The sequence below is a fragment of the Botrimarina sp. genome (assembly GCF_040219535.1).
GTDB lineage: Bacteria > Planctomycetota > Planctomycetia > Pirellulales > Lacipirellulaceae > Botrimarina.
Genome location: NZ_JAVJSH010000012.1, coordinates 316,672 through 336,546, shown reverse-complemented (window position 1 = coordinate 336,546; position 19,875 = coordinate 316,672). Strand labels below are relative to the sequence as shown.

The following is a 19,875-nucleotide window of genomic DNA, read 5'->3' as shown; positions in this document are numbered from 1 at the left end:
AGTGCGCGGTGTGGGCGGTTGCAGTATCTAGCCCCACGCGCGGCGGGCAAAGGCCCCGGCGGCGGGTCTCAGCGGCCGACGGCCCGGCGGTAGCACCAGTCGAACAGCGCTCGCCACTCGGCGCGCTGCACGGCTTGGCAAGCGTCGGCCTCGGGCCCGCCGGCAGCGGCGACCGCGTGGACCTTTTCTACGAAGGCCAGCGGGTCCCACTTGCCGCCCAGCGCGCACTCCACCGTTTCGGGATGCTCGGCGGCCGCCGATGCGACGATCGAACCGACCGGGTGGTCCCCCACGCGGCGGAACCAGTACTTGGCGTTGCCGTAGTCGCCCTCGCGGCGGTGGACCACGCCGTGCCAGTAGCTGCCCTCGGGGGTGAGGGCCTCTTGGCTGAGGGCATGGGCCTCGTCGAGGAAATTGTGCAACAGCCACACGGCCGCCACACAGCAGTTGAACGCCGACCGGTCGCCGACGCCAGGCTCCTCGGAAAGCTCCTCGCGCCAGCGCCCGGCGAGCGAGGAGAGCTCGGCCCGTCGCGAAGCGTCGGGCGAGGCGGCCCCGAGCGGCATCAGCGGCTCGTCGCCGATGGCCTCGGCGAGCGAGCGGCCGTAGATCTCCGGGTCGAAGGCGTCGCGGTCCATTCCGCGAGCGTAGCAGATCAAAGCGGCGCCGTTTAGCGGGTAGCCGAAACGGCCCGCCGGCTCACCTCATGAACGTCTGGCGCGGCGTGGGGCGGCGCAGGCGGCCCGACACACGCGGCGCGTCGCTCGCCGGCGCCGGCTGAGCCGACGCGGGCGCGGGGCGGCTCGTCTGTTGGGCCGCGACGACGCGCGCCTTGGGCTTGTCGGTCTTGGCGACCGCCGCCGGCTTCGAGCCGGCCGCGGCGGTCGCGGGCGGGTCTTCGGGACGCACGCCGCGGGCCAGCCGGTTGTACTCGGAGGCCTTGGTGGCGTTCTGCTGCAGCTTGTACATCGTGGCGAGGTTGCCGTAGGGCACCGCGAGCGTCGACTCGCCGAGCACGCCCGCCGACACGCCCCGCTCCATCAGGCGGGCGCCGGTTTCGGTCAGGTCGACGGCCATTTCCTTCTGACCCTGCTCCCAGTAGCTGACGCCCATGCTGACCAGTTCCTCGCCATCGCGGCGGGGGATGACGAACTCCGACCCCGAGGGCCCCTCGGCGAGGATGCCGCGGCCTTTGTCGTACCAGCCGATGGCCTCGTCGTGGTCCGTGCGGTGCACGGCGTTGACCGCGCCCAGGTAGAAGTACAGCCGGCCGACGAGCTTCTCGGCGGCGGGCGAGGTGGTGCGGGGCTCGGCGCCGGCGGACAGCTCGGTGATCGCCCGCGAGCCGTACTCGAGGGCTTTGGCGGCGTCGCCGCGCACGTGCTCGATCCGCACCGCGTGCTGGTAGGCCTCGCCGAGCTCCCAGTGCACACGGGCGCGGAACAGCGGGTCGGTCGCGTCGGCGAGCAGCGAGTCGGCGGTTTCTTGGGCCTCGTCGAGCCAGGGCGAGGGGTCCTTCGTGGGCCGGAGCTCGGCCAGAGCGGCGAGCGCGCCGCGGGCCACTTCCAGGCGTAGCTCGAGCCCTCCCTGGTCCGACGCGATGCGTTGTTCGGCGAGTTCCGACGCGCGGCCCACCCACTCGGCCACGGTGCTCCCCTTGTCGGCGTAGTCGCCCTTGGCGATCTCTTCGGCGACGGCCAGGTGGGCGGCGACGAGCAGGTCCTTCGCGAGGCGGCGTTGGCGGTCGTCGGCGTCGGTCGCGAGCGTGTCGGCGATGGCGATCGACGCGTTGTGGAAGTCGACCGCTTTGCGGGCGATGCGGCGCTCGCCGAGCGACGCCAAGCGGCCCATCAGGTAGAGCGCCTCGGCGCGGACGACCTCCGGCGCGGCGGGGTCGTCTAGCACGCGGCGGGTCTCGAGCACGGCCTCGTCGAACTCGCCGGTCGCCGCGAGGGCCTTGGCGAGCCCGCAGCGGTAGGCGGCCGAGATGGGCTCGAGGCGGACCGCCTCGGCGGCCGCTGCTTGGGCGGCCTCGGCCTGTCCGACCGACACGTGCAGCACCGACGCGAGCCAGTGCGTGTGCGGGTCGACCGGCTGCAGCGACGCGGCCGTCGCCAGGTCGGCCAGCCGGGCCTTGGGCTGGTCGGCGGGGCGCTGTTCGGCGCGGAGCACGAAGGCCCGCGCGTCGATCGGCTCCAGCACCAGGTGCGACACGCCGGCCGCGGACGACAGGCCGTCGGCCGGCAGGCCGGTGGCCTTCGTGAGCAGCGTGAGCCCCTTCTCGGGGTAGGTCACCGCCAGCAGCTCGCCGGTGGCCGGGTCGATCACGTCGACCGGCTCGATCTCGGTCAGCTTCAACCGGCGGCAGAGCTCGCCGACGGTCGCTTGCTCGGCGAGCTCCACACGCACCACCGAGACCAGCTCCGACTCCACGAGCGCTTGCACGCCGTTGAACGGCTCGAGGTCGTACTGGAGGACCTCCCCGCCGGCGGTCTCGCCGTCGGCGCGGCCCAGGCGGTTCGGGTCGCCCCAGGCGGCGACGAGCTCCTCTCGGGTGGTCTGGCCGGGGACCACGCCGTGGAACTTGGCGGGCCGCGGCTGGTTGCGTTGCTTGTAAGCGGCGGCAACGTCGGCCGCGACGCGGTCCCCGTCGCGCGAGGCGACCCGGGGCGGCGCCGTGTCGGTGTCGGCCTCTTCGAGGGCCTCGGCCGGCTGCACCTCGCCCTCTTCGGACGGGAAGCCCTGCGACTCGGGGTCGGCCAGCTCCGGCTCGAAGTCGCTGACTTCGGAGATCGGCTCAAGATCGGGCGTGTCTTCCTCGTCGAGCGGCGCGCCTTGGCGGGTCTCGATGAGCACGGAGTCCATGCCCGGCGCGTCGGTCGCGACCGCCACGGCCTCCGGGTCGACGAGCTGCACTCCCCAAGCGGCGGCTGGCCAAACGGCGGCTGGCGCCAGCACCGCCGCGAGGGCGGCGCAGCAAGCGGGCGGCAAGAACACGCTGATCGTGCGACGCGACATCTCTGGGTTCCCTCCCTTAGCGACGGCGCCCCGCCGCGGGTTCGGCGCGCCACGGCGGCTTCCGTGCCGGAGTGGACGTGCTAGCGGGGCGCGCCGGGGACTTTCCGCGCGAGTAGCGCGGCAGCGCTCCCGGCGCCTGTCGGCCAGTTATCGGCTTGGGAGAATCTCAGGGGCCACGCAGAATCGTCAGAAACGGCAAGCGGCCCCTCCGCCGAGTTGGCGTCGGGGCCGCTTGCCCATCGGGGTGGGAGAAGGCGGGTCGGGCCGCGGGCCGCGGTCGCTCAACCGCGGCGGCGGGCGGCGCCGGCCAGCGCGATCGCGGCGAGCAGCGCGGCGGCCGGCTCGGGGACGGCCACCGCCGGGATCACGACCGGCACGCCGGTCACGATTTGGTCGGCGATGAACTCGTAGTCGGTCAGGTCGACGTCGCCGTCGCGGTCGGCGTCGCCCTGCAGGAACGACGCGCCCATCGTGACGCCCACGTTCATCAGCCAGATGTCGACGTCCTCTTGGTCGACGACGCCGTCGTCGTTGAAGTCGGCGCCGATGGCGCTGGAGCTGACGACCTCGAGCCGCACCTCGTCGTCGGCGAGGTCGTAGACGACGTTCCAGAAGTCGCCGGTCGCCAGCAGCGGCAGGTCGAACGCGGTGAAGCGGCTGCCGGCCGCGAGCTCGAGGCTCGAGATGATCGTCTGGCTGAAGCCGTCGGTCAGGGTGGCGGCCGCCAGCGCGCTGCTGGTCGCGTCGGCCGCGGCGAACGACAGCGAACCGCCGTTGATGTCGACCGTGCCCGCCACCGTGATGTAGGAGCTCTCCGACAGGCCGAACGTGCTGATGTTCTCGGCGATCTGCACCTCGCCGTTCGGGCCGATCGTCAGGTCCTTCAGGAAGTTCACCACGTTGTTGTTCGGGCCGATCGACAGGACGCCGTCGTTGTACACGTTGTCCTCGAACGTGACGGTCGTCTGGCCGCCCGACACCAGGATCACGCCCGACAGCGGGCTGGCCGCGGGGATGTACTCGGCCGGCCCCGCGTTGATCACCTGCCCGGCGACCGTGCTGTCGCCGGCCGTGAACGCCATCACGCCCGTGTTGTAAACGCCGTTGCGGAAGCGGACGGCGCCGTCTTCGACCTGGATCGTGCCGGTGACCAGGCCCTCGGTCGAGTTGAAGTAGCGGGCGTTGCGGAATAGCTGCTCGTGGTTAACGAGGGTGGAGATCGTCGGCGGCGTGAAGTCGGCCACGCGGCCCAGCTCCAGGTCGCCGCCGTCGACGCGGATCGACCCCAGGTTGGCCTGGTAGAACGTCGCGTTCGGGTCCACCGTGCCGTCGGCCTGCCCCTGGTTGGCGCCGTCCTGCACGACGCGCGCGTCGATGATCGACTGGGTGGCGGTCGCCAGGATCGACAGCGACTGCCCGGCGCCCACGTAGATGTCGCCCGAGCGGTGGTTCAGCAGCGTGCCGCTCTGGATCACGCCGCTGGCGCGGATCGAGCCGCCGTTGCCGGGGGGGTCCATCGCGTCGACCGGCGAGCCGTTGATCACGCCGCCGGTGGCCACCAGGTCGATCTCGCCGGCGATCGTGCCGTTGTTCTCTAGCGCGGCGGGCGCCGTGCTGCCCATGCCGGGGAGGTTGTTCGCCTGGGTCGCGCTCGACAGGCGGACCCGCAGCGGGCCCGGGGTCGCCGCGTTGCTCCGCAGCAGCGACCCGTTCATCGTGCTCAGCGAGCGGGCGACGAGCTCGCCGCTCATGTCGATCACGCCGTCGTTCGTGACGTCGCCCGTGACCTGCATGTCGACCCGCCCCTCGATCACGCCGCGGTGCGTGAACGCGGCCGGGCTGGTCGGGCCGGGCACGGAGCCGTCGCCCAGCAGCACGATCCGCAGCGGGTCGCTCGGCACGCCGTACTCGGCGGTCGGGTCGCCGCCGGAGATCACCGACGAGATCGAGGTCTCGATCGCGCGGGCGCGGATGAGGCCGTACCCGTTGATGTCGCCGTCGTGGATCAGCCGGTTGGCCACGTAGAGGCTGCCGTCGCGGAGGATCACTTGGCCGTTGGGGCCGACCGCGGCGTTGGCGTCCTGGAGGTTGGTCATGTAGCTCTCGTCCCAGAGGACGTTGACCGTGGCCTCGTCGGCGATGACGAGCGTGCCGGGCTGTAGGTTTTGGTTGTCCGGATCGGCCGTGTTGAGCGGCTGGGCGATCGATCCATCGCGGAGCGAGCCGACCGCCAGCGCCAAGTCGTGCGAGACCAGCGGCGTCGCGCCGCCCACTTCTGGGAGGCCCCCCGAGTCGACCACTTCGAAGCCGGCGACCGCCTCGGCGGCGTAGACGTCCATCCGCGAGCCGAAGCCGGTGACCCGGACCACGCCGGAGCCTTGGCCGGCGCCCTGGGCGATCGAGTCGGTCGCCGTAGCGGCTTCGCCGGTCGGCGCGCCGATCGACAAGCCGTTGCGGAACTCGGCGCGGCCGAAGTTCTGAACGGTGAGCGAGCCCGATCCGCGGCCGCCGACGAACGAGGTGGTTTCGTTCTCCACAATCAGGCCGTTTTCGTCGAGCTGACTGCGGCCGAACGCGGCGAGCGTCGAGCCGAAGCCATCGACGATCACCGCGCCGACGGTCTCGTCGCCGACGGCGACCATCAGGTCGTCTTGGATCTCGATCCGGCCGCCGTTGTCGATCTGCAGGATGCCGCTGCCGGTCAGGCCGACGAACACGTCGAAGCCGACAGTTTCATCGCGGATGGTCGGTTCGACTCCCGGCGCCAATTCCGAATCCACCAACACGTTGTCCGTGAGGTCGTAGATTGGTGTGTCGAACCGTCGGTCGAGAGCGATGTTCAGGTCGGTTTGGAACTCGCGTGGAATCAGGTTCGGGTCGTTGTTGTAGACGCTTCCGGGGCCGGTGATGATCACCGTACCGGAACCACCCGCGCCGGTCTCAACGGTCAATAGGTCAGCCGTGAAGTCGAACTGCTCCGGATTTGTGGTCGGATCGAACGAGAGGGTGGTGTTGAAAGGACTCAGTTCGCTCGCGTGGCCGATCACCAAGTGCTGGTACCGGAGCGCCGTTCCGCCGTTGATCGTGAGCGTGCCGGTGCTGAACGCGTCGCCGACGATGATGTTCTGCGTGGTGTCGTAGTCGACCCACAGGGCCTCGTCGTTCCACGCGATTACGCCAGGCAACAGACCCTGTGGGTCGTCAAAGCGTGTGCCGTCGCTGAAGATGCGGTTGCCGCCGATGTTGATGAAGTCGTTCAGCCCGTCGCCGTCGTCGTCGTACGTGCCCTCCGGCGGGTTGCCGAACACGCCCGACGGGCCGGCCGGTTGGACGCTGCCGTCGATCACGACGATCGCCAGGGCCGGCCGCACAGCCAGAGCAAGGGCCGCGAGGGCGATCCAGAGCGTGGCGGTAGGGGGCAGGGCGGGCATCAACTTGCGGGGACGCGGCATCGCGGTTTCGACGCTCCAGTTGGGGCGGTTTCTTGCGGCAGATTCGTGCGGCGGATTCTTGCGGCGGGCTCTCGCGGCGAGCGGAGCCCCTCGGTGGGTCTTGCGTACGCCGCGGGGCGGCGGCGGCGCGTCGCCGCGCGGTTCCGGGACCGCGGCAACGCTCGATTTCGATCAGGGGGCAGGGGGCTCGGCGGGCCCGCGTGCGGCGCGAGCCGGCCCGCGGCTGGGCCGCTAACAAACGTGGCAGCCTCGCCGGTCGGTGTGTCACGCGGTCACAAGCAAGCGGCTCAACGCGGGTAGGGCGCGGTTTGGCAAGTCGAGCCCCCACACGCGTGAGGCCCTCGGGGCGGCTCGATCCGTCGCGCTACACGGGGAGCCGTTGCCCTCGGCGCCCCGGGAATTCGTCCAGCTGTATGTTCGCCAGGGCTCGGCGCGGCGTCAACGATTTCGCACGGCTCGGGCCGGTTTGGGCCGATTGCGCGGGCGCTGCGGGTTGGCGGCCCTCCCCGGGCTGACGCCCGAGGCTCCGGAATTTCGAGCAAGTGCGATCCCGGAAACGAGGGCATCCGCCCTCGGAGGATTCGCCGAGCGACCTCCCATCCCGACCCGCTCAACAGGCCCGGCGGATCAGCTAATCGCAAGAAACCGCCGCAGCAGGTCGGTCCCCTCGGTGGTCAGGAAGCTCTCCGGGTGGAACTGCACGCCAAACAGCGGCCACTCCCGGTGCTCCACGGCCATGATGACCCGCTCGGCGCCCGTGGGCGTAGGGTCTTCGCACCAAGCGGTCACCCGCAGCTCTTCGGGGAGCGTGTCGGGCCGGATGACCAGGCTGTGGTAGCGGGTCGCTTGAAAGGGGTTTTCCAGCCCCTCGAGCAGTCGGCCCCCCTCGTGGCGGATCTGGTCGGTCTTGCCGTGCATCAAGCGGCCGGCGCGTACGATCGTCGCGCCCAGGGCCTGGCCGATCGACTGGTGCCCCAAGCAGACCCCCAGCAGCGGCGCCCGCCCGGCGAACCGCCGGACCGCGGCGACCGAAACGCCCGCCTCGCTGGGGGTGCAGGGGCCGGGGGACACGACGACCCGGTCGGGGGCCATCTCGACCAGCTCGTCGACGGTGTGCTCGTCGTTCCGGACGACGCGCACGTCGATCTCCGGATCGATCTCGCCGAACCGCTGCACGAGGTTGAACGTGAACGAGTCGTAGTTGTCGATGACCAGCAGCATGCTTCGTCCGGAGCGAGTGTTCTGCGCTACTGGCAGCTTACCAACGACGACGGCAGAGCCGACGAGGGGAGCCGATGGATTGAACCCCATCGGCGGCCCGTCGGCAAATCGAGACCCCACTTCGCTTCTGGCGGTTCGCGAGTTTGCTTTTCTCGACAGCGGGCGGCAAGATTGTGGAGGCGATAGCGAAGTGATATCATGTCGCTATCCTGCCCCTCGTCTCCGGAGACGCCGTCATGGTGACCGAGAAACCGATCACGCCGATGTCCGGCTGGTCCCCGCTGCTGGTCTGCTTGCTGATGGCTGTCGGCGCGGCCGTCGTTTTCGTGGCGATTGCCAACGGCCTGACGCCGTGGTTCGTCATGGTGGGGATCGGCTTGATCCTCGCGACGTTGGTCACCGCCATCGGGTTCAAGGCGGTCGCGCCGAACGACTCGCGCACGTTTCTGCTCTTCGGCGACTACAAGGGCTCGGTCAAGGCGCCCGGCTTTTACTGGGTGAACCCGTTCTACACGAGCAAGAAGGTCTCGCTCCGCGTGCGGAACTTCGAGACCGGCTCCTCGAGCCAGCCGGAAAAGAAGGACGCCGCGGGCAACATCACCCAGCACAGGTCGCACACCGGCGGCAAGCCGTCGAAGGTGAACGACCGAGACGGCAACCCGATCGAGATCTCTGCGGTGGTTGTGTGGAAGGTCGTCGACACGGCCGAGGCGCTGTTCGAGGTCGACGACTACGAGCACTACGTGTCGGTGCAGAGCGAGGCCGCGCTCCGCAACCTGGCCAGCCGCCACCCGTACGACGGCCACGACGACGAGGTGTCGCTCCGCGGCAACACGCCCGCCATCGGCGATCAGCTGCAGAGCGACATCCAAGAGCGGCTCGGCAAGGCGGGCGTCAACGTGATCGAGGCCCGCATCAGCCACCTCGCGTACGCGCCGGAGATCGCCGCGGCGATGCTCCAGCGGCAGCAGGCGTCGGCCGTCGTGGCCGCGCGGACGAAAATCGTCGAGGGCGCGGTCGGCATGGTGCAGATGGCCCTCGATCAGCTTTCGGCCCAAGGCGTGGTCGACCTCGACGAAGAACGCCGCGCGGCGATGGTCTCGAACTTGCTCGTGGTCCTATGCAGCGACCGGCACACCCAGCCCGTGGTCAACACGGGCACGCTGCACAACTGACCTCCCCAAACCACCGGGCTAGCCTGTGGCGCGCGAGTCGTTTCTCCTACGCACGGACCCGAAAGTCCTGGCGGCGCTGCGCCGGTGGGCCGACGACGAGCTGCGGAGTGTCAACGGCCAGCTCGACTACCTGCTGCGTGAAGCGCTCCGCGACGCGGGCCGCCTGCCCGACAAACCGCCGCCCGACGACAAGCCGAAGCGTTCATGAGCCCCACTGACCTGCCCGTTTCGGACGAAGAAGCGCTCGACCTGGTCTGCCGGCTGATGGCGATCCCCGGCCGCGGCGGCGAAGAGCTCGGCGTGATGGAGCTGATCGACGAGCACCTCCGCGCCGAGGGGGGGCCGCCGCTGCGGTTCGACGACGCCCACCTGCGCAGCCCGCTCGGCGGCGGCGTGGGCAACGGCCTGCTCGACCTGCCGGGCGATGGCCCCCGGCGGCTGTTCGCCGCCCACACCGACACGGTGCCCGTGTGCCTGGGCAGCCAGCCGCGGGTCGAGGGCGCCGTGGTCCGCTCGGCCGACCCGGCGACCGGCCTAGGGGCCGACGACCGTTCGGGCACGGCCGTGCTGCTGACAACGGCCATGGCGCTGCTGCGGTCGGGCGTGCCGCACCCGCCGCTCACGCTGTTGTGGCTCGTCCAGGAAGAGGGGGGCATCAACGGCGCGCGGCACGTCGACGTGGCGAGGCTCGGCGCGCCGGCGCTGGCGTTCAACTTCGACGGCGGTTCTCCCGCGAAGCTGACGATCGGCGCGACCGGCGGCTACCGACTGTGGATCGACATCCACGGCTACCCCAGCCACGCGGGCATCGCGCCGGAGAAGGGCGTCAGCGCCGCGGCGATCGCGGGGCTGGCGATCGCCGACCTGGTGGAGAACGGGTGGCACGGACTGGTCCAGAAGGGGGACAAGACCGGGACCTCGAACATCGGCACGATCGAGGCCGGCGTGGCGACGAACGTGGTCGCCGAGCGGGCCCGGCTGCACGTGGAGGCCCGCAGCCACGAGCCCGCGTTCCGCCAGCAGATCGTGGCGTCGATCGAGGGGGCGTTCCTCCGCGCGGCCGAGCGGGTCCAGAGCAGCGAGGGCCGACGCGGCGAGGTCCACTTCGACGGCGCTCTCAGCTACGAGGCGTTCCGCCTCGCGCCGGACGACCCGTCGCTCGCGGCCGCGAGGGCGGCGGTCGAGGCCCTCGGGCTGGAGCCCGAGATCGCGATCGCCAACGGCGGGCTCGACGCCAACTGGCTCACCGCCCACGGCGTGCCCACCGTGTCGCTCGGCACGGGGCAGCGTAACATCCACACGGTCGACGAGGAGCTCGACATCGCCCAGTTCCAGACCGCGCGCCGCATCGCGTGGCGCCTGGCGACCGGCGCGTGAGCCGGCGTGCCGGAGAACCCTCAAACCTCCCGCCTCCCGCCTGCGGCCTGCGGCCTGTCATGAAGCCCGACGACGAGCTCTGCCTGTGCTTCCACGTGACGCGGCGGAAGGTCGAGAACTTCCTGCGGGTCGAGCGGCCGGCGGCGCCGTCGCAGCTAGCAGAGTGCTACGGCGCGGGGACGGGCTGCGGCTGGTGCCGGCCGCTGCTGCGTAAGCTATTCGAGGCCAGCCGACAGCAACACGAGGCCGACCTGCCCGACGCGGCGGCCCACGCGGCCGGCCGGGGCGCGCACATCGCGTCGGGCGCGGGCGCGCCGCCGGCGGGGAATGACCAATGACCAAGTCCCAATGACCAATTGGAGATTGCCTCGCCCCATTGGTCATTGGGGCGTTCGTCATTTGGACTTAGACGTCGCTCTTGGCGTCGAGGCGGTTTCTTTCTAGCGTCTGCGCTCGTTCCTGAATCAGGGACCGTCGTCCCCCGGACAAGGAAGTCCTCGCCATGCCGCTCGAAGCCGCCACGCTCGTACGCCAGATCGGCCAGCTGCACGCCGACACCGTCAGCCGCTGGCACGCCCAGCCGCTAGACAACCCGTACACCGGCCTGCTGACGGTCGTGTGCACGCAGCACCAGTTCAACTTCCGGCTGTGGCACGAGGAGGACACCGCGCGGCGCCGCGACGTGTCCGACGCCCAGATCGCCCAGGTCAAGCGGAACATCGACGGCTACAACCAGCAGCGCAACGACTGGATCGAGCGCACCGACGAGACGCTCCTCGAGGTGTTCGGCTCGCTCGGCGTGGAGGCGCCGGCCGACGCGCCGCTCAACACCGAGACCCCCGGCTCGGCGATCGACCGGCTGTCGATCATGGCCCTGCGGGTGTATCACCTGCGGGAGGAGCTGGGGCGCTCCGACGCCGACGACGAGCACCTGGCGAAGGTGAACGAGAAGCTCGCGCGGTGCGCGGTCCAACAGGCGGACCTCACGCAGTCGCTCCAGGAGCTGCTCGCCGACTTGTTCGCCGGCCGCAAGCGGCTGCGGGTCTACCGCCAGATGAAGCTGTACAACGACCCCGCGTTCAACCCCGAGCTGTACCGCTCGAGCCGTCGGGCGGGCTGAGGGGCGGGCCCTCCGAGCTCGGCCCGTCGGCTCCCGCCGACGGCTGGGGGATAGGCTAGACTAAGGGGTCCGCGCCGCCAGCCGCTGCGCAGCAGCCGTCGGCGGAAGCCGACGGACCTCGGCCAAAGAGCCCGTGCCCCCAGCCGATGCCGGACGACCCGACCCCAACCCCCGACCCGCGCCCCGTGCTGTCGATCTACGGCACCGCGGTCGCCCCCTACGAGCTGCACCTGTACCGGCGCATCGCCGACGAGTTGCCGCTGCGGGTGCAGACCTTCGCGGCGAGCGAGGACAGCACACGCCAGTGGCGGCTCGACGAGGTCGAGTCGATCGGCTTGGTCGACCTCTCCGAAGGGCGCAAGGTGCCGCGGATGGCGAGCCTCGCCGACCAGCGCCACGCGTGGCGGGTCGGCGGCCGGGTGATCGAGCACATGAAGCGGGCCGGCTCGCGTGCGATCATCGTCAACGGCTACTACGACCTCGGCCGGCTCCGCACGATCTTTTGGTGCTGGCGGACCGGGCGCGTTTGCTTGCTGCGGGGCGACAGCAACATCGCCGACGACTTGCAGAACGGCCCGGCCAAGCGCGCCGTGAAGCGGTTGCTGGTCGGCGCGGTCGGCAAGCTGACCGACGGCGCGCTGGTGGTCGGGCCGCTGGGCTTCGACTATTGGCGCCAGTATGGGTTCTCCGACGAGCGGATGCACTGCGTCTCGTACGAGCCGGACTACGCGTTGATCGAGTCGATCACCGACGCGGAGGTCGCCGACGCGGCGCGCCGCTTCGGCCTCGACCCCGCGCGGCGGCGGCTGGTCTTCAGCGGCAGGCTGATCCCCGTGAAGCGCGTCGACCTGCTGATCGACGCGTTCGCCCGCCTCGCCCCGGACCGCCCCGAGTGGGACCTGCTCGTCCTCGGCGACGGCGAGCTCCGCGACGAGCTCCAAGCGCGGGTCCCCGAGGGGCTCCGCGACCGGGTGATCTGGACCGGCTTCCTCGCCGATCAACGCGACGTGAGCCGGCTGTACCGCGCGGGTGACCTCTTGGTGCTGCCCAGCGACCGCGAGCCTTGGGCGCTGGTCGTCAACGAGGCGGCCGCCGCCGGGCTGGCGATCGTCGCGACGGACGTGGTCGGCGCGGCCGCCGCGCTGGTCCGGCCGGGGAAAAACGGCGACACGTTCCCACGCGGCGACCTCGACGCTCTCACCGCCGCCCTTCAAAAAACCACCGCCCCGGACGCGATCGACCGCCTCAAGGCCGGCTCCGCCGAGGTCCTCGCCGCTTGGCGGCGCGACTTCGACCCGGTGCGGGTTCTCCGCAACGCGTTGGTGCAAAACGGCGTGCTGGCGGGCTAGACCGCGCTCCGGATTCTCGGGCGCCCGACTAAGGTGGGTGACGCCGCCCCGCAGGATCCACACGAGCCCGAATGGCCATGAAGCAACGCGTCGCAGTGCTGATGGGCACCCGCCCCGAAGCGATCAAACTGGCCCCGGTCATCGCCGCCCTCGAGGCGGACGACCGGTTCGAGCCGCTCGTGGTGAACACGGGCCAGCACCGCGAGCTGATCGACCAGGTGATCTCGCTGTTCGGCGTGCGGGTCGACCGCGACCTGGCGGTGATGCAGCCGAACCAGTCGCTTGCTTCGCTCACCGCGCGGCTGCTCACCGCGCTCGACGAGGCGCTGCTCGCGCTGGAGCCCCGGCTCGTGCTCGTGCAGGGCGACACGTCGACGGTGCTCTGTGGTGCGCTGGCGGCCTTCTACCGGCGGATCGCCTTGGGCCACGTCGAGGCCGGGCTGCGGACCGGCGACCTGGCCTCGCCGTTCCCGGAAGAGGGCAACCGCCGGCTCACCACGCCGCTCGCCACGCTGCACTTCGCCCCCACCGACGCGGCCCGCGACAACCTGCTCCGCGAGCACGTCGACCCGGCGACCGTGCACGTGACCGGCAACACCGTCATCGACGCGCTGCAGATGGAGCTGCGGCGGCAAGAAGACCCGGCCGTCGGCGAGCGCCTGAGGGCGAAGCTCTGTGACTCCGGCGGGGCCGACCTGTTCGACAAACCGATGGTCCTGGTGACCGGGCACCGACGCGAGAACTTCGGCGCGGGATTCCTGAGTATCTGCGAAGCGATCGCCACGCTGGCCGGGCGCTTCGCCGAGACCAACTTCGTTTACCCCGTGCACCTGAACCCGAACGTTCAGTCGGTCGTGCACGAGCGGCTCGGCAAGCTCACGAACGTCCGGTTGATGCCGCCGCAGCCGTATAGCGAGTTCGTGGCGTTGTTGGGCGCGTGCCGCGTGGTGCTGACCGACTCCGGCGGCGTCCAGGAGGAGGCCCCCAGCCTCGGCAAGCCGGTCCTGGTGATGCGCGACACGACCGAGCGCCCCGAGGGGGTCGCGGCCGGCGTGGTGCGGCTGGTGGGGCCCGTGGCCGAGCGGATCACCGCGGGCGTGACCGAGCTGCTGACCGACCCGTCGGCCTACCGCTCGATGGCCGAAGCGGTCAACCCTTACGGCGACGGCCGGGCCGCTGCGCGCATCGTGGCGGCCTGCGCCGAGCGGCTGCGCGTGTGACCCGCCGGGCGCGGGCCGCATCGCCCGCGGGGGTCGATCGTCTTATACTTGGGGCTCGCCCGCCGCGCCCCCAGTCCGCAGTCTGCTTGTGTCTCGTCGAGCGTTCACCTTGGTTGAACTGCTGGTGGTGATCGCCATCATCGGCATCCTGGTCGCCCTGTTGTTGCCCGCCGTGCAGGCCGCACGCGAGGCCGCACGACGCGGCGCCTGCCAGAGCAACCTGCGCCAGCTCGGCCTGGCGATGCAGACGCACCACGACGCCTTCGGTCGGTTCCCGACGGGCGGCTGGAGCCACGTGTGGACCGGCGACCCCGACCGTGGCAGCGGCCGCGACCAGCCCGGCGGCTGGCTCTACAACCTGCTGCCGTACGTCGAAGAACAAGCCCTGCACGACCTGGGCCAGGGGCTGCCCCCCACGGTCAAGCAGGTGGCCGCGGCCGAACTGGCGCAGACCCCGATCGCCATCAGCACCTGCCCCAGCCGGCGGGCCGTCGCGCTCTATCCCTACACCGGCACGCAACCGGTGCGCAACGCGGAGCCCGCCGACCCGGTGATGAAGGTCGACTACGCGGCTAGCGCGGGCGACCGGGTGGTCGCGGCGCCGGATCAGGGGCCCCGAACGCTCGACGAAGCGGACGCGTTCGATTGGGGCGAAGCGCTCACCGCGACCGGTGTGCTCTACACCCGCAGCGAGGTCCGGCTGGCCCAGGTGACCGACGGGTCGAGCCACACCTACGCGATCGGCGAGAAGCGCTGCATCACCGACGGCTACGACTGGGGCGACGACCAGCACGGTCTCGTGGGCCACGGGAACGACGTGTCGCGCTACACCCACCCCGACCTGCCGCCGGAAGCCGACAGCCCCGAGCCCAAGCCGAAGAGCTTTGGCTCCGCGCACCCGGGCGGGTGCTACTTCGCTTGGGCCGACGGCTCGGTCCGCTTGATCGCGTACGACATCGACCCCGACACGCACCGCCGAAACGGCCACCGCGCCGACGCGGGCGACGAGCTCCCACCCGCCGACGAGACGCCCCTGTAAGGAGCTATCCCGAGCTAGTGGGAGCTGTCCTGAATCGGTGGGAGGCGCCTCCAGACGCGCTGTATCGCGCCTAGCTCGTAGGTTGATCGAGTCGTTGCTCGTTGGAGCAGCGGCGCCCCACAGCCCCCGGTTGGTTCGTTAAACTCACCCCGCCGCCGAGCGGCGGCAGTGCCCCTCACGCGCCCACTCCCCGAACCGCTGACGCAGGCTTGAGCAAGGACGTCTACCCCGGCGCGTTCCAGCAGCTCGTGTTCTCGGGGGGCGGAGCGCGGTGCTTCTGGCACGGCGGGTTCCTCGAAGCGGTCGCCGGCCCGCTCGACCTCGCGCCGCAGCGGGTGACCGGCGTGTCGGGTGGCGCGCTGGCCGCCGCTTGCTACCTGGGAGGCCGCGAACGCGAGCTGCTCGAGATCATGGGCGCGAAGTTCCAGCGCAACGACAGCAACACGTCACTGGTCGACGACGAGCACGGCGACGGGCTCACGCCGCACCAACGGATCTACCGCGAGGTGGTCCGCGAGACCCTCGACCCCGACGCCGAAGCGCGGGTCGCCGACGGGCCCGGCTTCCAGGTGTTGGTCGCGTTTCCCCCGTGGCGGCGCCACCCGCGGGCTTCGACCGTCCCGCTGACGCTCGCGTACGGGCTCGACCTGTGGCTGCGTTCGAGCCCCTACATGCGATTCACCAAGCTGGCGGGCGTGCGATCGGAATTGATCGACGCCCGCGAAGCGGCGCGCCGCGGCAAGCTGGTCGACCTTATCTGCAACGCGGCGGTGATCCCCCCGGTGTTCAACCTCGAAGGGTGGGAGGGGACCAAGGTCGTCGACGGCGGCCTCGCGTGCAAAGCGCCGCAGCCAGAGCCCGACCGCGGGCGCACGCTGGTGTTGCTCACCAGGCGGTTCCGGAACCTGCCATCGCACCCCGATCGTGTTTACGCTGAGGTCTCCGACGAAACGCACGCCGACAAGCTCGACTTCACCGACCGCTCCAAGATCGAAGCCACTTGGCGCCAAGGAACGGAGGACGGGCGGCGGTTCCTGGAGCGCCACGGCATCGGCGCCTGACTTCTTCTCTCACCCAGCTTATCCCCGAGCAGCCGATGAAGACCCCTCTTCTCTGGCGCCGAGCGACGGCGCTGGCCGCACTTGTCTTGACTGCTTCGGTTTCGGCCGGCGAGGAGACCGCCTACGCCGGCGCCGACTGGCCCCGCGTAGGGGGCGACCCCCTCGGGCGGCGCCACTCGACGCTCGACCAGATCAACACCGACAACGCCCGGCGCCTGCGCCCCGCGTGGACGTACCGCACCGGCGAAGCGGCCGACGGCAAGGGGCCGACGATCGAGTGCACCCCGGTTGTGGTCGACGGCGTGATGTACGTGACGACCGGCGAGCGGGTCGTCGTCGCGCTCGACGCGGCCACCGGCGAGCCGCTCTGGCGCTTCGACCCCGCGAGCCTCGGCCCTGCGCCGGGCCGGCTGGTCTCCGGCGGCGTCAACCGCGGCTGCGCCTACTGGGCCGACGGGGGGCAGAGCCGCGTGCTGCACGCCACGGCCGACGGCTGGCTGATCTCGCTCGACGCGGCGACCGGCGAGCCGGACCCGGGGTTCGGCCACCGCGGCGCGGTCGACCTCCGCGCCGACATGGGAGAGCAGCTCGGCGACCTCGGCTACGGCGTCACGTCGGCGCCGGCCGTCTGGCGCGACACGGTCGTGCTCGGCTTCTCCTGCGGCGAGGGACCCGACCACGCCGCGCCGGGCGACGTCCGCGCGTTCGACGTGCGGACCGGGCAGCAACTCTGGCGGTTCCGCACCGTGCCCCGGCCGGGCGAGCACGGCGCCGACACCTGGGCCGAAGGCTCTTGGCGGAACCGCGGCGGCGCCAACGCGTGGAGCGGCTTGAACGTCGACCCCGGGCGCGGCTGGGTGTTCGCGGGCCTCGGCTCCGCGTCGTTCGATTTCTACGGCGGCGACCGCCTGGGCGAGAACCTCTTCGCCAACTGCACCATCGCGCTCGACGCGCGGACCGGCGAGCGGCAATGGCACTTCCAGACGGTCCACCACGACCTGTGCGACCACGACCTGCCGTGCCCCCCGCTGCTGGCGACCATCCGCCACGAGGGGCGGCTCCGTGAGGTCGCCGTGCAGCCGACCAAGACCGGCTATGTGTACGTGTTCGACCGCCAGACCGGCGCGCCGGTCTTCCCGGTTGTCGAAACTCCGGCTGCCCCGTCGGACGTGCCGGGCGAGCGCGCATGGCCCACGCAGCCGATCCCCGTTAAGCCGCCGCCGCTGGTGCTGACGCGGTTCGACGAGTCGGCCGTGACCGACATCGGCCGAGCGAACACCGAGGGGGTGCTCGAGCAACTCGCCGGGCTCCGCACGGGCGGGCCGTTCACGCCGCCGAGCGTGCAGGGGTCGGTCATCATGCCGGGGTTCCACGGCGGGGCGAACTGGTCCGGCGCGGCGCTGGAGCCCGTCAGCGGCCTGCTGATCGTGAACGTGACGAACTGCCCGAACGTGATGACGCTGCGCCGCGAGGATCAGACGCCCGCCCGCTACGGCGACTTCGGCCACCTCGGCTACCGCCAATTCCGAGACCACGAAGGCTACCCGGCCTGCCGCCCGCCCTGGGGAGAACTGGTCGCGGTCGACCTGGGCCGCGGCGAGATCGCTTGGCGGACGGTCCTCGGCGAGTACCCCGAGCTGACCGCCCGCGGCGTGCCGCCGACCGGCACCGAGAGCTTCGGGGGCCCGATCACCACCGCCGGCGGGCTGGTCTTCATCGGCGGCACGAAGGACGAGCGCTTCCGCGCGTTCGACGCGGCCAGCGGCGAGGGGCTCTGGTCTCACCCGCTGCCCGCAGGCGGCTACGCCACGCCGGCTACGTACTCGGTCGGTGGCCGGCAGCACGTGGTGATCGCGGCCGGCGGAGCCGGCAAGCAGCGCACCCGGGCGGGCGACGCGTTCGTGGCTTTCGCGTTGCCCGACGCCGCTTCGGGGTTGGGCCCGGCGGGCCGCGATCAGAGGTAGCCCCCAGGGGTCGCCGTGTCTCCGGCGGCGCATGAAAAACGGGCCGGGTTCCTTAGGAACCCGGCCCGAGTCGATTGATCCTCTAGCAGCTCGATCGGGCGCGGGGCCCGAGCGGATTCAGTAGCAGCCGCAGCCCGAGCTGGCCGGGGCGCCACAGCCGCAGGCCGAGCCGCCGGTGCTGCAGGGCACGGTCACCTCTTGGGCGACCATCTTGCAGACGGTGACCGGCACTTCCTTCTGCACCTGCACCGGGACGCAGACCTCGTAGGTCTCGGTCTTTTCCTCGGGCACACAATCGTAGCTCGTGACCGTGTAGGTCTCGGTCTTCTCTTGCGGCACGCACTCGGTGTAGGCGACCTCCTTGGTCATCGTCTCGGGGACGCACTTCATCACCGTGTACTCGCGGGTGCGGGTCTCGGTGCGGCACTTGGTGACGTTCACCGTGCGGGTGCGCTGCTCGGGGACGCACTTCATGACCGTGTAGGTCTTGGTGCGCTCCTCGGGGACCATCTGGCAGACCTTGACCGTCTTGGTGCGGGTCTCGGGCACGCACTTGGTGACCGTGTAGGTCCGGGTGCGCTCCTCGGGGCGGTACTTGCACACGTTGACGGTGCGGGTCTTCTGCTCGGGGACGCACTTCATGACCGTGTAGGTCTTGGTGCGCTCTTCCGTGCGGTACTTGCAGACGTTGACCGTGCGGGTCCGCTCCTCGGTGCGGCACTTGGTCACGTTGTACGTGCAGGGCACCTCTTCGGTGACGCACTCGTACGTGGTGCACGGCACCTCGCGGGTCTCGCAAGTCGGGACCCAGACCTTCTGGCAGACGGTCTTGGTCGCACACCCGCAGCCGCCGCACTCCCCACAGCCGCCGCAGTCTCCGCAGCCGCCGCACGACGAGCCGCCGCAGGGGACCTCGACCATCTGGGTCTCGTAGTGCCCGCCAGAGACCTGCACGGTCTTCATCGTGGTGACCGGCACTCGCTTGGTCACCGTGCGGGTGGCCTCAACGGTCTCGGTGTAGGGCACCTGGACCGTGTAGGTCTGCTCAACCTGCTCGGTGTACGGAACCTGAACGGTGTACGTGCTGGTCTTCTCTTCGGGGACCTGGGTCATCACCGTGTAGGTCTGCTCGACCTGCTCGGTGTACGGGACCTGCACGGTGTAGGTGCTGGTCTTCTCTTCCTGAACCGGGACCATGACGGTGTACTCGACCGTCTTGTCCGAGTAGGAGGGGACCATCACGGTGCAGGTGGTGGTCTTCTCTTCGGGGACCTGGGTCATCACCGTGTAGGTCTGCTCGACCTGCTCGGTGTACGGGACCTGCACGGTGTACTCTTGGGTGCGGGTCTCGGGAACCTGCTTCATGACGGTGTACTCGACCGTCTTGGTCCGCTGCTCGGGGACCATCACCGTGTAGGTGCGGGTCTTCTCTTCGGTCTTCGGGACGCGGCGCATGACGGTGTAGGTGCGCTCGCGGGTTTCACGCTGGTACTCGGTCGAGGTCACCGTCCGCATCTCGGTGACCTGCTGCGGCACGTAGACCGTCTTGGTGACCATCTGCGGGCCACAGTCGGCGACCGGAGCGGCGCCGCAGTCAGAACAGGCCGAGCCACAGCCGCAATCCGCCACGGCCGACCCACCACAGGCCGAGCCGCAGCCACAATCAGCACAGGCCTTCGCCTGCGTGCCCGCGACCAGCAAAGCGAACGCTGGCAGCAGGGCGATCAAGGTACGCCGCATCGAAGATGTCCTCCAAAAACCGAATAAAAGTCAGCGTTTTCCAGTATGGCATCCCGGAATTCCTCGCCTCGAACGCCGTAAGTCGAAGCCGGAAGGGATTTTGCGTCTCGCTGCGGGTTTAGGATTCTACCTTGCCTAA

The 19,875-nt window shown here is 70.6% G+C and carries 15 protein-coding genes; 10 read left to right on the top strand and 5 right to left on the bottom strand.

What is annotated here, in order from left to right; all coding sequences use genetic code 11:
* Positions 1-68: 68 nt before the first annotated feature.
* The 4 genes from RIC11_RS05510 to RIC11_RS05495 all read right to left on the bottom strand — a co-directional run bounded on the left by RIC11_RS05510 (position 69) and on the right by RIC11_RS05495 (position 7,691).
* On the bottom strand, positions 69-638 hold the full coding sequence (locus RIC11_RS05510) for a hypothetical protein (protein WP_350209148.1): 570 nt from the start codon (positions 636-638) through the stop codon (positions 69-71).
* Positions 639-699: 61 nt separating this feature from the next.
* On the bottom strand, positions 700-3,018 hold the full coding sequence (locus RIC11_RS05505) for a tetratricopeptide repeat protein (protein WP_350209146.1): 2,319 nt from the start codon (positions 3,016-3,018) through the stop codon (positions 700-702).
* A 281-nt stretch (positions 3,019-3,299) separates the two neighbouring features.
* Complete coding sequence (locus tag RIC11_RS05500; protein ID WP_350209144.1) at positions 3,300-6,449, bottom strand: hypothetical protein; 3,150 nt, start codon at positions 6,447-6,449, stop codon at positions 3,300-3,302.
* Positions 6,450-7,097: 648 nt separating this feature from the next.
* A complete protein-coding gene (locus RIC11_RS05495) occupies positions 7,098-7,691 on the bottom strand; it encodes an anthranilate synthase component II (protein WP_350209143.1) in 594 nt (197 codons plus the stop codon).
* A 236-nt stretch (positions 7,692-7,927) separates the two neighbouring features.
* Here RIC11_RS05495 and RIC11_RS05490 point away from each other — a divergent pair, with 236 nt between their 5' ends.
* The 10 genes from RIC11_RS05490 to RIC11_RS05445 all read left to right on the top strand — a co-directional run bounded on the left by RIC11_RS05490 (position 7,928) and on the right by RIC11_RS05445 (position 17,996).
* Positions 7,928-8,866: an SPFH domain-containing protein gene (locus tag RIC11_RS05490; protein WP_350209141.1), complete on the top strand. Its 939-nt coding sequence runs from the start codon at positions 7,928-7,930 to the stop codon at positions 8,864-8,866.
* 25 nt (positions 8,867-8,891) lie between these two features.
* Positions 8,892-9,074: a type II toxin-antitoxin system antitoxin gene (locus RIC11_RS05485; protein WP_350209139.1), complete on the top strand. Its 183-nt coding sequence runs from the start codon at positions 8,892-8,894 to the stop codon at positions 9,072-9,074.
* Positions 9,071-10,243 (top strand): M20/M25/M40 family metallo-hydrolase, encoded by a 1,173-nt coding sequence (locus tag RIC11_RS05480; protein ID WP_350209138.1) that lies wholly within the window; start codon positions 9,071-9,073, stop codon positions 10,241-10,243. Before RIC11_RS05485 ends, RIC11_RS05480 begins: the two co-directional genes overlap by 4 nt.
* Positions 10,244-10,302: 59 nt before the next feature.
* Complete coding sequence (locus RIC11_RS05475) at positions 10,303-10,581, top strand: (2Fe-2S)-binding protein (RefSeq protein WP_350209136.1); 279 nt, start codon at positions 10,303-10,305, stop codon at positions 10,579-10,581.
* A gap of 164 nt (positions 10,582-10,745) precedes the next feature.
* On the top strand, positions 10,746-11,363 hold the full coding sequence (locus tag RIC11_RS05470; RefSeq protein WP_350209134.1) for a DUF4254 domain-containing protein: 618 nt from the start codon (positions 10,746-10,748) through the stop codon (positions 11,361-11,363).
* 146 nt (positions 11,364-11,509) lie between these two features.
* The gene (locus RIC11_RS05465) at positions 11,510-12,712 is read left to right on the top strand and encodes a glycosyltransferase family 4 protein (protein ID WP_350209132.1); all 1,203 of its coding nucleotides are present in this window, start codon (positions 11,510-11,512) and stop codon (positions 12,710-12,712) included.
* A gap of 77 nt (positions 12,713-12,789) precedes the next feature.
* Positions 12,790-13,932 (top strand): non-hydrolyzing UDP-N-acetylglucosamine 2-epimerase, encoded by a 1,143-nt coding sequence (gene wecB / locus RIC11_RS05460; protein WP_350209130.1) that lies wholly within the window; start codon positions 12,790-12,792, stop codon positions 13,930-13,932.
* Between the two features lie 109 nt (positions 13,933-14,041).
* Positions 14,042-14,971 (top strand): DUF1559 family PulG-like putative transporter, encoded by a 930-nt coding sequence (locus RIC11_RS05455; RefSeq protein ID WP_502879373.1) that lies wholly within the window; start codon positions 14,042-14,044, stop codon positions 14,969-14,971.
* A gap of 209 nt (positions 14,972-15,180) precedes the next feature.
* On the top strand, positions 15,181-16,032 hold the full coding sequence (locus RIC11_RS05450) for a patatin-like phospholipase family protein (protein ID WP_350209128.1): 852 nt from the start codon (positions 15,181-15,183) through the stop codon (positions 16,030-16,032).
* A 35-nt stretch (positions 16,033-16,067) separates the two neighbouring features.
* Positions 16,068-17,996, top strand: a complete 1,929-nt coding sequence (locus tag RIC11_RS05445) for a pyrroloquinoline quinone-dependent dehydrogenase (protein WP_350209126.1) — start codon at positions 16,068-16,070, stop codon at positions 17,994-17,996.
* A gap of 117 nt (positions 17,997-18,113) precedes the next feature.
* Here the strand turns inward: RIC11_RS05445 and RIC11_RS05440 are convergent, their stop codons facing one another.
* Positions 18,114-19,736, bottom strand: a complete 1,623-nt coding sequence (locus RIC11_RS05440; protein WP_350209125.1) for a hypothetical protein — start codon at positions 19,734-19,736, stop codon at positions 18,114-18,116.
* Positions 19,737-19,875 lie beyond the last annotated feature (139 nt).